The organism is Gemmatimonadota bacterium (assembly GCA_016704275.1).
GTDB lineage: Bacteria > Gemmatimonadota > Gemmatimonadetes > Gemmatimonadales > GWC2-71-9 > Palsa-1233.
Genome location: JADJAK010000001.1, coordinates 1 through 13,997, shown reverse-complemented (window position 1 = coordinate 13,997; position 13,997 = coordinate 1). Strand labels below are relative to the sequence as shown.

Genomic DNA, 13,997 nt, shown 5'->3' with positions numbered 1-13,997 from the left:
CCGGCACCTCAAACCGGGACGACCCGATGCGACCCATCATTCCGCAGCTCCTGCTTGCCCTCCTCCCGCTGGCGCCGCTCGCCGCCCAGGGGTGGATCGATGAACGCCCCGTGGGCCCAGGCCCTGTCCGCTCCTCCCCCGCCATCGAACGTGTCGGTTCCACGGTCCGCGTGACCATCGACGGCCGGATCGCCCGCTTCGAAGTGGAGGAACGCTTCCGGAACACCGGTCGCGGCATCGCCGAGGGCACATACCACTATCCGATGCCCGGCGAGGCGCTCTTCACCGACTTCTCCCTCTTTCAGGGCGAGAAGGAGCTCAAGGGGGAGATGATGCCCGCCGACCAGGCGCGCGGCATCTACGAAGGGATCGTGCGTCAGCTCAAGGATCCCGCGCTGATCACCCTGGTCGGTCACGGCCTGATCCGCGCGCAGGTCTTCCCGATCCAGCCCGGCGAGACCCGCACCGTCATCCTCCGCTACAACCAGCTCCTGGCCCGCGACGGCGATGCGCTGCACCTCCGCTATGCCGCCGGGCTGCGCGGTGATGCGCCGGTGGCGGTGCGCTTCGACGTGGCACGAGAAGCCGAGTACGCCACGCCCTACTCGCCGACCCATCCGATCTCCCAGAGCCGCCGGGACGGCACGCTGCGCGTCACCATCACGCCACCGGTGCGCGGCGACGTCGACCTCGTGCTGCCGTTCCGCCGTGGCCTCGTCGGTGGCACCGTGCTGTCTCACGCCGTGCCGGGTGAGGATGGCTATGCCCTCCTCTTCCTCTCGCCGCCGCCGGCCAGTGACAACGCCGTCGTCGCCCGTGACTTGACCTTCGTGGTCGACATCTCCGGTTCGATGAGTGGCGACAAGATGGAGCAGGCGCGCACCGCGCTGCGCCAGGCCCTCGGCACGCTCACCGCGCGCGACCGCTTTCGATTGATTGCCTTCAGCAGCGGCGTCCGTCCCTTCCGTGACGGCTACACCGCCGCGACGCCCGCGAACCTCCGCCAGGCGCGCGAGTTCGTCGACGGCCTCAACGCGACCGGCGGCACCAACCTGCAGGGCGCGCTCGACGCCGCACTCGCCGAGCGTGCCGACGCGGAGCGGATGTCGCTGATCTTCTTCCTCACCGATGGCCTGCCGTCGGTCGGCGAGAATGCCCCCGACAAGATCGCCGCGAGTGCCGCAGGGCGGATCGGTCGGCATCGGATCTTCACCTTCGGCGTCGGGCACGACGTCAACACCTACCTGCTCGACCGGCTCGCCGTCGAAGGCCGCGGCTCGGCCACCTATGTCGCGCCGGGTGCCGACGTCGGCGATGCCGTCGGTGGCGTGATGAGCAAGCTGTCGCGCCCCGCGCTCTCCGATCTCCGCATCGTGAGTGCACCGGTCCGCTTCCTCGACCAGGCGCCGGCCGTGCTCCCCGACCTCTTCTACGGCGAAGAGTTCGTGGTGCTGGCACGCTACCGCGGCACCGGCGATGGTCCGGTCGTGATCGAGGGAACGCGCGATGGTCGCCGGGAGCGATTCAGTCTCGCCGGGCACTTCGATCGGCAGTCGTCGGCGAACGACTACATCGCCCCGCTCTGGGCCGGGCGCCGGATCGGTGAACTGAGCCGGCAGATCCGCCTCGAAGGGTCGTCGCCCGAGCTGATCGCGCAGGTCCGTGACCTCGGCCTCCGCTACGGCATCCTGACCGAGTACACCTCGTATCTGGTGCAGGAACCCGGCGTGGTCGCGGTGGGTGGTGGTCGCCCGGTCCTTCCGGCAGCACCCGCTGGTGCCGCCGAGGCCCGACGGATGACCGGGGAGCGCGCCTTCGAGAGTGCCCGCAGCGATGCCGCGATGGCGAAGAGCAACACCCTCGCCGATGCGCGAGACCAGGTCGCCACGCGGCAGCTGATCGGGGGGGCGGTGGGACGCACCGAGTCGGCCGCCACCCGTCGGCTCGCCGGACGTATCTTTGCCAAGCGGGGCGGCATCTGGACCGACGCGAGCCATCACGACTCGCTGAAGGTCACGACGATTGCTCCCTTCTCCCCCGCCTGGTTCGCGCTGGCGAAGGCGCGCCCGGCGTTGGCCGAGGCACTCGGCCTCGACGCCCCGGTGATCCTGGCCGGTCGGCGAGTCTCGGTGAAGGTCGCCGAGGGTGGACTCACCACGTGGAGCGCCGGTGCGCTCGACCGCTTCCTGACGGAGTTTGACGGCCGATGACCGGACCGGTGGGAGAGCTCTTCCGCGAGTACCACGCTTCACTCGTGCGCATGCTCACGCGGCGCACGGGTGACGTGGATCGCGCGGAGGAGATCGCGCAGGAAGTCTTTGCGCGCGCGGTGGCCGCCCCACCGCGCAACCCGCGGCCCTGGCTGTTTGCCGTCGCGCTCAACCTGGTGCGCGAAGAAGGACGCCGCGAAGTCCGGCAGCAGCGACGCCTGGTGCTTTACAAGGCGGAGCAGCCGGCGGCCTTCGAGGCGCCGGACGACGCCATGGAGCGCGGTGATCGGCAGGCGCTGGTGCGTGCGGCCCTCGACCAGCTCTCGGCGCGGGATCGCGACGCATTGCTGCTGAAGGCCGAGGGATTCAGCTACGACGACATTGCGGCCACGCTGGGACTGGCCCGGGGAGCGGTCGGCACGACGCTCTCCCGCGCCCGCCAGAAGCTGGTCGAAGCCTACCGCGCCGGGGAGGGACGCCATGACATCGCATCTTGATGACGGCACGATTCACGAACTGCTCGACGGCGAGATTCCGTCAGCGCAGCTGCCGCCGCTGCAGGCGCATCTCGCGTCGTGTGCCGAGTGTCGGGCTCGGCTCGAGTCTGCGCGCGAGATGGTGGACTTCAGTGACGAACTGGTCGAGTTGCTCGATGATCCGCCGGTGGCAGCGCCGGTTGCCACGGTCGTCACCCCACTGCCCACCCGATCGAGTCCGTGGATTCGTCAGCTGGCGTGGGCGGCCTCGATTGCCGTCGCAGTCGGCGCCGGCTGGTACGCACGCGGTGATGTGCAGCGGGTGCTGCCGGCGGTACGCGTCGACTCGCCGATCGCCGACGCGATCAGCGCGGTCCCGCCGACCATCGTGACGGCGCCACCGGCCGCGCCGGAGCGCGCCGCGGCACCGGCACCAGTGGTTCGTGGCCGCCAGGAAGAGTCGGCGAAGCCGGCCCAGGAGCTCGCCGATCGTCGGAACGACGTGACGGCGAAGTCGGTCTCGGCGGAACAGCAGGCAGTGGTCGGCGCTGCCGCACCGGTGCCGGTCGCCGCACCCGCCACGATGGCCCCGCGCGCCGCGACTGGAGGCGGGCTGGCATTGGGCGCCGCCGAAGCACGGCGCACCGCAGCGCCCGAACGCGCCAATCGCAGCGATCTCGCACCGCGGGACCTCGTGGCGACGAAGCAGTTGATCGACATCGCGCGGGTCGACACCATCTCCTTCGTTTCGGCGATGGAGGCGATGGGTGGCAAGCTCCGCCTGATCGACGGGCTCGTGCCGCTGCGATTCGAACAGGGCGGTGGCGCGGTGCGCGTCGTCTATCGATTGGGAGAGGTCGAGGTGCAGTTGGTGCAGTCGCTCGTCGCCGGGGACGTCCGGCTCTCGCTCAACGGGCCACCGGGGTTCCCGACCGATTCGCTGGCGGTACTGCGGCGGCGGGTGCGGGAGTAGCCCGCCAGTTGAGTGGGAGAGAATATCCGAGGCGGCTTGTCGGCAATCAGTCGCCGTGCACTACGACCCCCGAGCGAAGCGCCCGCGTCAAGATTGAATGAGTCCGCCAGCGACACGCTTCTCGACGATCCCCTATGATTCAGGCGTGCGATGCAGGGGAGCCAACACCATGGGAAAGGCCAACGAGCGGATCTGTTCGCTGGTGTGCATGCGGAGGTGATCGGCGCTCCATGCAGCCACAGCTCGGCGCTGATGCGCCACCTCTGCCGCGAATTACCGACGCGCGAACGAGGGTGTCAGGACGGCCGTTGGTGGAGGTAACACCATGAGTCGCGTCGTGATATTGGGGGCAGGTGTCGCTGGTCACACCGCAGCGGCCTTTGCGCGAAAGTGGCTGGATCGGGGCGACACGGTGACCGTGGTGTCTCCCAAGGACTTCTACAACTGGATTCCGTCGAACATCTGGGTCGGGGTGGCCTGATGCGCGCCGATCAGGTGACCTTCCCGCTGCGCCCGGTGTACGAGCGGGCCGGGATCGAGTTCGTCCATGGCGCCGCGCGCGCCATCCACCCCGACGGGACGCTCGACGACGCGACGCCGCATGTCCTGGTCGCGCCCACGGGAGGCGATCCCGAGGCGCGCGTGCGCGTCCCCTATGACTTCCTGATCAACGCGACCGGCCCGCAGCTGCGCTTTGATCGGACCCCGGGCCTCGGTCCCGACGCCAACAGCCACTCCGTCTGCACCGCGGACCATGCCACCGATGCCGCACGGGCCTTCGGCGAGTCGGTGGAGCGAATGAAGCGCGGCGAGAAGCAGCGCTTCGTCGTGGGTGTGGGCCACGGGACCTGCACCTGCGAGGGGGCCGCCTTCGAGTACATCGTCAACCTCGAATTCGAGCTGCGGTCGCGCGGCGTGCGTGATCGCGCCGAGATCGTCTGGCTGACCAACGAGTACGAGCTGGGTGACTTCGGCATGGGCGGGATGCAGTTCAACGCCGGCGGCTACATCACGCCGAGCAGCATGTTCAACGCCTCGCTCTTCGCGGAGCGGGGGATCGACTGGATCACGCGCGCGCACCCGCTGCAGGTCGAGCCGGGCCGGGTTCACTACGAGACGGTGGACGGAACGATTGGCGAACAGGCGTTCGACTTCGCGATGCTGCTGCCGCCCTTTGCCGGCGTCGGCCTCACGGCCATCGACCGACAGGGTGTCGACATCACCGAGCGCCTCTTCCAGCCGAACGGCTTCATGAAGGTGGATGCCGACTACACCGCCAAGCCGTACGATGCGTGGCGCGCCAGCGACTGGCCGCACACCTATCAGTCACCGGCCTACCCCAACATCTTCGCGGCAGGGATCGCGTTTGCGCCGCCCCATGCGATCTCCCGGCCGTACACGTCCCCAAGCGGCGCGGCAATCGCCCCCGCACCACCGCGCACGGGGATGCCGTCGGCGATCATCGGCAAGACCGTGGCCCGCAGCATCGTCGACATCATCCAGGGTCGCTCGGGACCGCTCCACACCGCGTCGATGGCCCGCATGGGGGCCGCGTGCGTCGCCTCGGCCGGCGCCAACCCCTTCACCGGCACCGCCGCGTCGATGATTGTCTATCCGATCGTCCCGGACTTCGAGCGCTTTCCGGAGACGGGCCGCGACCTCCAGCAGACCTTCGGCGAAATCGGCCTGGCCGGGCATTGGATCAAGATCATCCTGCACCATCTCTTCCTTCACAAGGCCCGCCTCCGTCCGGGGTGGTCCCTCATTCCGGAGTAACCCATGCCCTCGGCCAAGCATGCCCACGTGATCATGCCGACGCGCTGGACCGTCTTCATGCGGACCTTCTTCCCATGGCAGGCATGGCGCTTCGTCGCGATCAACCTGAAGATGCTGGGAGTGATTCGACGCAGCCACGATTGACCTCGACCGGCGGCTCCCGTGGATCCGGTCCCACGGGAGCCTTGCCGAACGGCCCTCGATGATCGATGATCGATGCTCAACCGTTGTCTGGGGGCCGCCATCAGTACCTCTGCCGACCTGCTCCGCGCCATTGCCTTCGCCGCCGACAAGCACCGCGACCAGCGGCGCAAGGACGCGGAGGCCTCGCCGTATGTGAACCACGTGATCGCCGTGGCCGAGTTGCTGGCGCGGGTCGGCGAGATCACCGACCAGACGGTCCTGGTGGCCGCCATCCTCCACGACACGGTCGAGGACACCGAAACCACAGCGCAGGAACTCGCGGATCACTTCGGCACCGCCGTGGCGCGGATCGTGGCGGAGGTCACCGATGACAAGGCGCTGCCGAAGGAGGAGCGGAAGCGCTTGCAGATCGAGCACGCACGCGACGCCTCGCCGGCGGCCAAGCTGGTGAAGCTTGGCGACAAGATCGTCAACGTCGTCGACGTGACGAACCAGCCGCCGCCGACCTGGAGCGTGGAACGGCGGCTCGAGTACCTCGCCTGGGCCGAGCGGGTGATCGCCGGCTGCCGCGGCACCAACGCCGCGCTGGAACGGATGTTCGACGAGGTGGTGGTGCGCGGCCGCGAGAAGATCCTGCAGGAAGCCGGCGCCGCCTGATGCCACAGGAAATCGAACGAAAGTTCCTGGTGCACGACGGCTGGCGCACCGAGAGCCATCGGCAGATGCGCATCGTGCAGGGGTACCTCTCCTCGGTGCCCGGGCGGAGCGTGCGCGTGCGAATCGCCGGCGATCAGGGCTTCCTCACCATCAAGGGCGCGGCCAGTGCCTCCGGCGTCTCGCGGTACGAGTGGGAGCGCGAGATTCCGGTGGACGAAGCCGAGGCGCTGCTGGCGCTCGCCGAACCGGGCGTGATCGAGAAGGTTCCGCCACCTGGTGGCCGCCGGGCCGCACACCTTCGAGGTCGACGAGTTCTTCGGCCAGAACGCCGGGCTGGTCGTCGCCGAGATCGAGCTCGGCGCGGAGGACGAGGCGTTCGAGCGGCCGCACTGGCTCGGTGCGGAGGTCACGGGAGATCGGCGATACTACAATTCGTCACTGGTGAAGGCGCCGTTCTGCACCTGGTCCACCCTGTAACCCCACCGCCACGAGGACGTCGATGATCCACCCCGCCCCGATCACCCTCGAGGGGAACGGCGTCCGGCTCGAGCCGCTGACCATGGCGCACCATGACGGCCTTGTTGCGGCCGCCGCCGACGGCAAGCTCTGGGATCTGTGGTACACCTCGGTGCCGACCGCCGACGAAACCGCCGACTACATCCAGCACGCCATCGACGGGACCGCCGCGGGGCATATGCTGCCGTGGGCGGTGCGCAATCTGGAGACCGGCGCGATCGTCGGATCGACGCGCTATCACGACATCGTCGCCGAGATCGATCGTGTGGAGATCGGCTACACCTGGTATGGCGCCAGCGCACAGCGCAGCCACGTCAACACGGCGTGCAAGCTGCTCCTGCTCGGCCATGCCTTCGACACGCTCGGCTGTGCGGTCGTCGGGCTCCGGACCGACAACTTCAATTTTCGCTCGCAACGCGCCATTCTCGCGCTCGGCGCCAAGCTCGACGGTGTCCTTCGCCACCAGATGGCGCGCCGCGATGGCACCGTGCGCGACAGCCACCTCTACTCGATCCTCCGAAGCGAGTGGCGCGACGTGAAGCGGCATCTGGAGCTGCGGCTGGCGCGATGGGGCTGAGGTTCGCTGCAGGGTGGGCAACGGGCGACGCATGCGTCGCCCATACGCACACGGCGTTTCGATTGCATGGGCTCGTATCGCTCCTGTTGACTGTTGCGCTGCCACTTGCCTCCCAAGGCCCTGCGGTCGACCTCGAGCACAAGGGCGATGGCTATCCGGTCTACCGGATTCCGGCGCTCGTGGTCACCACCAAGGGAACCTTGATCGCCGCCTACGATGGTCGCCCCAGCGGGGCCGACGTGCCGAGCAACATCGCGGTGCTGGTGCGCCGGAGCACCGATGGCGGCAAGCACTGGAATGCCCGGCAGGTGGTGCGCGCCGACAGCGCGCCGTTCGGCTTCGGCGATCCATCGCTGCTGGTCGACGGACGAACCGGGCGGATCTTCCTCTTCTATGTGGCCTCGCACCAGCAGGGCTTCTTCGGCGCGGGGCCGGGGGTCGACGACGCCGACCCGAAGGTGCTCCACGCCGAGTACTCCTGGTCGGACGACGACGGCCGCAGCTGGCAGCATCGCCGGATCACCGCCGCGATCAAGGACCCGGCCTGGGGCGGTCTCTTCGCGTCGTCGGGGGCGGGGATCCAGCTGCAGCACGGCCCGTACGCTGGCCGCCTGATCCAGCAATACGTCGTCCGCGTTCGCGGCGGCAACTACGGCGCCTCGGCCTACAGCGACGACCACGGCCTCACATGGCGCATGGGCTCGCTGGTCGGCCCGGGCGTCGACGAGAACAAGACCGTCGAGCTCGCCGACGGCCGCGTGATGCTCAACAGCCGTGCCAAGGGATACCGGAAGGTCGCCCTCTCGACGGACGGTGGCGTCAGCTACGGCCCGCTGCACGACGACTCGACGCTCATCGACCCGGCCAACAACGGCGCCATCCTCCGCCTCGATCCGACGGCGAAGGCCAACAATGCGCGCGCCCACTGGCTGCTCTTCAGCAACACCGCCCACCCGACGCAGCGCACCAACCTGACCCTGCGCCTCTCCTGCGATGACGGCACCACGTGGCCCGCGTCGCAGGTGATCGACGCCGGTCCGTCCGCCTACTCCACGATCACCATGCTGGACCGAAACACTGTCGGCGTGCTGTACGAGCGTGGTGACTACGAGTGGATTTCGTTTCGGAGAGTGGATGTGCGGGGGATGGAGAAGCGGTGCGTGAAGTGACCAGTGACCAGTAACCAGTAACCTGTGACGGTCACTGGTTACTGGTCACGGGTCACTGGTGACGCTCCTTCAATCTCAACGGAGCTTCGAGATCCGAAACACCCACGCATCCGCATTCGGCGCACCCACGCCCGCCGGAATCCGCATCGTGAAGCCGCTGCCTGCGGCCACCCATGGGATGGTTCGGTTGGCGCCGAGCAGCGTGATCGTCGCCCCCTTGGGCAGGGCGAGCGTGGTGACGGTGAGCTCGCGTGGCATCGCCTCGCCCTCGGCCGGGAGGTACGTGACCCAGCCGGTGCCGTCCTTCGACTGCGTGAATCGGAATTTCCCTTCCAACGATTGGCCCAGCGGCTTGGTGCCGTAGATCGACGCCTGATGGACCTTCATCCAGGCACCGAGCGCGGCGAGGCGGTCGTAGGCGGCATCGTGCCAGGTGCCGTCGGGGCCGGGGCCGATGTTGAGCATCAGGTTGCCGCCCTTGGCCACGACATCCACCAGCATCTGAATCAGCACGTGCGATGACTTGTAGCGGTCGTTCACGACGTACGACCAGCTGTTCGCCATCGGCATCGGCACTTCCCACGGATAGGGGAGTGCCGTGGCAGGGACGCGCGCCTCGGGGGTGAGGTAGTTCTGGTACGGCCCGGGGACGTCGCGATCGACCACGATCAACCCCGGCTGGAGCGCGCGGGATTCCCGCACCAGGCGCGGGATGTCGATGTCCTGACTCTGCAGATGTTCGAAGGTGTAGTCGGGCTTGTTCATTGCGGTGCGGATCGTCGAGTCGGCGAGCGGCCGGACCCAGCCGCCGTCGAGCCAGAGGATGTCGACCCGGCCGTAGTTGCTCATCAGCTCGTGGATCTGCGCGTGCGTGAAGGCCACGAAGCGCGCCCACCGCTCGGGGTACTTCTTGATGTCGTAGTTGGGGTTGCGGTCCGGGGTGGCATAGTAGGGCCACCAGTAGTCGGGCGAGTGCCAGTCCGGCTTCGAGAAGTAGGCCCCGATCAGGAAGCCCTGCGCGCGGAAGGCATCGAACACCCCCTTGGTGATGTCCGCCCTCGGATTGAGCGAGAACGGCGTCTTCGCCCCGGTGACACGGTAGTCGGTCTGGCGCGTGTCCCACATCGAGAAGCCGTCGTGGTGCTTGGTGGTGAAGACCACGTAGCGCATCCCGGCGTCCTTGGCGGCCTGGGCCCATCGCTCGGGATCGAACTGCGTCGGATTGAAGGTGGTCTGCAGCCCCTCGTAGGCACGCTTGTAGGTGTCATACACGCCGATCGAGTCGCGCTGACGACTGCGGCACCACCCCACATCCTCGGAACAGATCGACCACGACTCGACCGTCCCCCACTGCGCATACGGCCCCCAGTGCATCAGCAGCCCGAGCTTCAGGTCCTGCCACTCGGCGATCTTCTGCCGCGCGACCGGATCCGGGTCGGGCACGTACGTCTGCGGATGCTGCGCCGACGCGCGGGAGACGAGCAGGAGCAAGGGCAGCAGGATGCGGCGCATCAGCGACTCCGAGGTGCAGTGGGGGTGCTGAAGGGTAAACGGGGAGGGGTGAACGGTGAACGGTGAACCGGGATGACCATCGATCATCGACCATCCATCATTCATCATCCATCATCCATCATCCCGCATAGCACTCCACCTGCGCCATCTCAGCCTTCCGATACAGCAGGCTCAGCGAGACCATCAGCTTCTGCGACTCCGAGTGCCATTCCCACCAGAGGCCCGAGGCCGTCTTGCCGGGTGCCTTGACCGCATCGACCAGGTTGCCGTAGGAGGCGCCCTCAGTCTCGCGCTTGCACTTGAGCGGTTGAAAGGTGAGGCCGTCGTTCTTCAGCGCCTGCTCGATCATCTCGCGGGTCAGAAAGAAGCCGCCCTTGCCCCGCGGTCCGGTGACCTCCATCGAGTCGAGCGCGATGCTCATCCCGGTCAGCCCCGTCGCGGTGCCGCGCAGCCGCAGCTCCATCCAGAGCGCGACGCTGTCGCCCAAGGTGCCGAGGAAGCGGCCTTCGCGGTGCTGGGTGATCCCCTGCTTGATCAGTCCGGGATCGGTGGTGGGGACCGGCGCCTTCGTCGACCATCGGATCGGCAACCCACTGCCGGTGGTCCAGGGGAGGCCCTGTGTGCGAACGCCGGAGTCGACCAGGAAGGCGGTAAGGACGGCGCTGACCTTGGCCTTCGTGATCGGCACGCGCTGCTGCGCGGGGAGGGCGGTGGCGGTGAACGACAGCAACGAGCAGGCGACGACCAGGGGGATGCGGCGCATGGCAGCCTCGTGATGCGATAGGGGGCGGCCTCCCCGATGCAGGGAGCCGCCCACAAGAGTACTCGCTGACTGGAAATGCGTCAGGGGTGGCCGAGCACCCGGGCGACGGCCTCCATCCCGGGGTCCCGCCCCGTCTGGTAGGCGGCCGCCGTCCACGGCGCCGGCACGGCCGGGTCAAGATTCGCGACCGCAATGGGGTATGCCACGACCGGCCGGTGGCAATCGGTGTACGCCTTGCACCCGCCTTGATAGTCGTGGCGCTCCTTCGCGACCAGAAACATCGCCCCGGAGTGCGGCAGTGCCGCCGGACTCCCCTCGGCGAAGAAGTTGAGCCGGTCGCCCGGTGCCTCGCCGACCAAGGTGACGCGATCACCGCCCGCCTGCTTGAGATAGCCAACCGACGAAATCGCCGCCGAGAAGGTCGAAGGCGAAGTGAGCACGACGACACGTCCATCGGCAGGAAGCTTCGCCACGATCGACTGCATCCAGTCGCGCGTGAGCTGCAGGTTGCCTCCACCGTTCATCCGCATGTCGAGGACGATGTGTTTCCGCCCTGCCGCCTTCCGCAACGAATCGGACTCGGCAAGGAAACCGGCAATGGGCTGCTGACCATTCACGTTGGCGCGCAACTGGACCACCATCGCATCGAGCTCGGGCGCATCGCGCCGACGCATCGTTTCCCCCGCGCCCTGCAGCGACCACGGTGCCCGGTCGGCGGGCAGCAGACTCTGCCACCCCGCGCCACTCGCGGGATAGAGCATCGCCACCGAGCCCTGTCGATCTCGTGGCGACGCTTGGCCACTCGTCAGCGTGACGTCCCGGCTCTTGCCATCCGGCATCGCGAGACGGTAGCTCGCCTGCATCGCCGAGGTGCCGAGCCCCATCGCCTGCAGCTGGCCGGGGCTCTCGAGGAAAGCCGGCGCCATCCGGTCGCGCCACGACGTGATGCCGCCGGTGAGGGTGTGCGCGCTGTCGCGCACGGCCGCGATCGGGATGTCATTGATCGCGACGACACGACCGCCGAGGAGCTCGGCATGATCGGTGGTCGCCTGGACCACCACGAAGTCGTCGCCGAAGGGGAGGATGCGAATGCCGACGCGCGCCATCTCCGGCGCGGAGCCGCGGCTCACCATCAGCGTGTGACCGTTGTCGGCGAGCGCCACGATCTGCGCGAGCGACAGCACCATCCGGACATCGGAGATCGTCCCCGCCTTCGCCGTGAGCGCCGCCAGCCGCTGCTCGGCCGTCGCGCGTGCCGCCGGCGTGTACGCCTTGTCGACCGCAAGGAAGTCCCGGCCAAAGGCGAGCAAATCCTCGCGCTGGGCCGCGGCCCGCGCCTCGGTGCCACCCTGCGCGGCCAGCACGGGCAACCAGCCGAGAGACAGCACGAGGACACACGTTCCACGAGCGCAACGGATACCAGGCATGAGGACTCCTGAAGGGAGGAAAGGCACCAATCACTTGGGACGGGGGTCGGCGGGGGATGGTTGTACGGGGAATGTCAGGAGGGTGTAAGTCGTTGGTCGTTAGGGGTCGTAGGTCGTAGGTCGTAAGTCCCCCTCACCCCTCACCCCTTACCATTCACCGTTCACCATTCACCGTTCACCCCCAGCCCTCCCTTCCGCATGCCCCTCCCCAAAATTGGCGTCGCCGTCATCATCGAACGACAGGGCCGCGTCCTCCTCGGCCTCCGGCGTTCCGCGTCGCACGGCGACGGCTGCTGGCAGTTCCCGGGTGGGCATCTGGAGGACGGCGAGTCGGTGGAGGAATGCGCCGCACGTGAAGCATTGGAGGAGACCGGGCTCGTCATCTCGGGTCCCATGCTTGGGCCGTGGACCAACGATCGCTTCGAGGCCGAGGGGAAGCACTACGTCACGCTGTACGTGATGGCGGAGGCATCGGACGGGGAGCCCATGGTGCTGGAGCCGACCAAGTGCGCCGAGTGGCGGTGGTTCGACTGGGACGCGCTGCCGGAACCGCTCTTCCTGCCGATCCGGAACCTGCTGGCGGGGGGATTCCGCCGCCTGCGCTAGCCTCGGCGTAGATTCGAGGGACACCCCTCCCCTTCTGTTTGGAGCGTCTCATGCGCCTCGCGCTTCTGGTGGCTGCCGCCGCGGTCGTGTCGCCGATCTCCCTCGCGGCGCAAGCGCCCAAGAGCCTCACGATCACTCGGGACCTGCTGGTGCCGCCGAGCGACGCTGACCTCGCGGGCAGCGGAGTCGTCGCGGTCTCGCCGAAAGGCCAGATCCTCGTGGCGCAGATGGACGACAATCTCATCAAGGTCTTCACGCCCGGAGGCGCGACCACCACGATCGGCCAGAAAGGGAGTGGCCCCGGCGAGTTCCAGCGGGTGACCCGAGTCGGCTTCATGGGCGACACGCTGTGGGCCCTCGACCCCGTCCTGATGCGCGTCAACATCTACGGCCCCGACTTCAAGTATGTCCGGACCTTCCCCCAGCCGATGTCGGCCACGAGTGGCGCCGCGAGTCGCCCGGTGAGCTACTTCATCCAGGCCGTGCTGCCGGGCGGTGACTTGCGCGCAATCGCCTCCCTCCGAGCGACCGCCCCGCGGCCGAGCTGGGCCACCGATGTCGACTCGGGTGCCACGCTGCTTGTCCGCATCTCGCCGGTGGGCGAGTACAAGCGTCGGTTGATGGTCGCTGCCCGTTCGAAGTGCCAGGTCTCGTACACTTTCGAGAAGGGCAGCGGCACCACGATGATCCCGTTTTGCCCTGAGCGAGTCTCCACCGACTGGAACGGCTCCATTGGGGTAGCATCCGTCGAAGTCGAGGCGGGCGCGGGCAAGGCAGGGAGCTATCGAGTCACGGTCGTGGACGATCAGGGAGCGACCCGCTTCGCGCGGTCGTTTCCGTACACACCTTTGACGATCAGCAAGCCCGCGATGGACAGCATGCTTGCACGGCGGAAGGAATCGCAAAAGGGAATGCCTGCTCCGATGGTGGCGGCGATGCCCAAGGTGACTCCCTACCCGACCTATCCACCGATCCGCCGAGTCGTGCTCGGCCGTGACTACTCCGTCTGGCTCGAGGAGCGCATCCTCGGCCCGGGCCATCGCTGGATCGTCCTCGATCCGAAGGGTGCGACAGTTGGCGCCCTCATGCTGCCACCCGAAGTGGAGCTGCAGGTCGCGGAGCTCGGTACAATTTGGGGACTGACCAAGGACGAGGACGACGTGCAGGGTGTCGTTCGCTATCGGGTGGGGC

The 13,997-nt window shown here is 67.9% G+C and carries 12 protein-coding genes and 2 pseudogenes; 11 read left to right on the top strand and 3 right to left on the bottom strand.

Annotated features, from left to right (window positions below; translation table 11 throughout):
• Positions 1-26: 26 nt before the first annotated feature.
• From IPG05_00070 to IPG05_00030, 9 genes and pseudogenes are all read left to right on the top strand, one after another.
• On the top strand, positions 27-2,210 hold the full coding sequence (locus tag IPG05_00070; protein ID MBK6493497.1) for a VWA domain-containing protein: 2,184 nt from the start codon (positions 27-29) through the stop codon (positions 2,208-2,210).
• Positions 2,207-2,707 (top strand): sigma-70 family RNA polymerase sigma factor, encoded by a 501-nt coding sequence (locus IPG05_00065; protein MBK6493496.1) that lies wholly within the window; start codon positions 2,207-2,209, stop codon positions 2,705-2,707. Before IPG05_00070 ends, IPG05_00065 begins: the two co-directional genes overlap by 4 nt.
• Complete coding sequence (locus IPG05_00060) at positions 2,691-3,659, top strand: zf-HC2 domain-containing protein (GenBank protein ID MBK6493495.1); 969 nt, start codon at positions 2,691-2,693, stop codon at positions 3,657-3,659. Before IPG05_00065 ends, IPG05_00060 begins: the two co-directional genes overlap by 17 nt.
• Positions 3,660-3,984: 325 nt before the next feature.
• Positions 3,985-5,435: pseudogene (locus tag IPG05_00055) on the top strand (NAD(P)/FAD-dependent oxidoreductase).
• 3 nt (positions 5,436-5,438) lie between these two features.
• On the top strand, positions 5,439-5,579 hold the full coding sequence (locus tag IPG05_00050; protein ID MBK6493494.1) for a hypothetical protein: 141 nt from the start codon (positions 5,439-5,441) through the stop codon (positions 5,577-5,579).
• 72 nt (positions 5,580-5,651) lie between these two features.
• The gene (locus tag IPG05_00045; GenBank protein ID MBK6493493.1) at positions 5,652-6,236 is read left to right on the top strand and encodes a bifunctional (p)ppGpp synthetase/guanosine-3',5'-bis(diphosphate) 3'-pyrophosphohydrolase; all 585 of its coding nucleotides are present in this window, start codon (positions 5,652-5,654) and stop codon (positions 6,234-6,236) included.
• Positions 6,236-6,713 (top strand): annotated as a pseudogene (locus tag IPG05_00040) (CYTH domain-containing protein). The gene IPG05_00045 and the pseudogene IPG05_00040 overlap by 1 nt, the downstream one beginning before the upstream one ends.
• A gap of 22 nt (positions 6,714-6,735) precedes the next feature.
• Entirely contained in the window at positions 6,736-7,329 is a 594-nt protein-coding gene (locus IPG05_00035) for a GNAT family N-acetyltransferase (GenBank protein ID MBK6493492.1), read from the top strand.
• On the top strand, positions 7,320-8,498 hold the full coding sequence (locus IPG05_00030) for an exo-alpha-sialidase (GenBank protein MBK6493491.1): 1,179 nt from the start codon (positions 7,320-7,322) through the stop codon (positions 8,496-8,498). The genes IPG05_00035 and IPG05_00030 overlap by 10 nt, the downstream gene beginning before the upstream one ends.
• Before the next feature lie 75 nt (positions 8,499-8,573).
• Here the strand turns inward: IPG05_00030 and IPG05_00025 are convergent, their stop codons facing one another.
• The 3 genes from IPG05_00025 to IPG05_00015 form a co-directional block, all read right to left on the bottom strand.
• Complete coding sequence (locus IPG05_00025) at positions 8,574-10,010, bottom strand: alpha-L-fucosidase (GenBank protein MBK6493490.1); 1,437 nt, start codon at positions 10,008-10,010, stop codon at positions 8,574-8,576.
• A gap of 118 nt (positions 10,011-10,128) precedes the next feature.
• Entirely contained in the window at positions 10,129-10,773 is a 645-nt protein-coding gene (locus IPG05_00020) for a hypothetical protein (GenBank protein ID MBK6493489.1), read from the bottom strand.
• Between the two features lie 80 nt (positions 10,774-10,853).
• Entirely contained in the window at positions 10,854-12,161 is a 1,308-nt protein-coding gene (locus IPG05_00015) for a hypothetical protein (protein MBK6493488.1), read from the bottom strand.
• A gap of 237 nt (positions 12,162-12,398) precedes the next feature.
• On the opposite strand from IPG05_00015, the gene IPG05_00010 reads away from it, so the two are divergent.
• Positions 12,399-12,806 carry an NUDIX domain-containing protein gene (locus IPG05_00010; GenBank protein ID MBK6493487.1) on the top strand — a complete coding sequence of 136 codons (408 nt, stop codon included), beginning with the start codon at positions 12,399-12,401 and terminating at the stop codon, positions 12,804-12,806.
• A 50-nt stretch (positions 12,807-12,856) separates the two neighbouring features.
• On the top strand, positions 12,857-13,997 hold a 1,141-nt coding region (locus tag IPG05_00005), incomplete at its 3' end, for a hypothetical protein (GenBank protein ID MBK6493486.1).

What these genes read in the sequence shown, in the direction of transcription:
- IPG05_00070 (MBK6493497.1), top strand. Translation starts at nt 27, where the DNA reads ATGCGACCCATCATTCCGCAGCTCCTGCTTGCCCTCCTCCCGCTGGCG.
- IPG05_00065 (MBK6493496.1), top strand. Translation starts at nt 2,207, where the DNA reads ATGACCGGACCGGTGGGAGAGCTCTTCCGCGAGTACCACGCTTCACTC.
- IPG05_00060 (MBK6493495.1), top strand. Translation starts at nt 2,691, where the DNA reads ATGACATCGCATCTTGATGACGGCACGATTCACGAACTGCTCGACGGC.
- IPG05_00050 (MBK6493494.1), top strand. Translation starts at nt 5,439, where the DNA reads ATGCCCTCGGCCAAGCATGCCCACGTGATCATGCCGACGCGCTGGACC.
- IPG05_00045 (MBK6493493.1), top strand. Translation starts at nt 5,652, where the DNA reads ATGCTCAACCGTTGTCTGGGGGCCGCCATCAGTACCTCTGCCGACCTG.
- IPG05_00035 (MBK6493492.1), top strand. Translation starts at nt 6,736, where the DNA reads ATGATCCACCCCGCCCCGATCACCCTCGAGGGGAACGGCGTCCGGCTC.
- IPG05_00030 (MBK6493491.1), top strand. Translation starts at nt 7,320, where the DNA reads ATGGGGCTGAGGTTCGCTGCAGGGTGGGCAACGGGCGACGCATGCGTC.
- IPG05_00025 (MBK6493490.1), bottom strand. Translation starts at nt 10,010, where the DNA reads ATGCGCCGCATCCTGCTGCCCTTGCTCCTGCTCGTCTCCCGCGCGTCG.
- IPG05_00020 (MBK6493489.1), bottom strand. Translation starts at nt 10,773, where the DNA reads ATGCGCCGCATCCCCCTGGTCGTCGCCTGCTCGTTGCTGTCGTTCACC.
- IPG05_00010 (MBK6493487.1), top strand. Translation starts at nt 12,399, where the DNA reads ATGCCCCTCCCCAAAATTGGCGTCGCCGTCATCATCGAACGACAGGGC.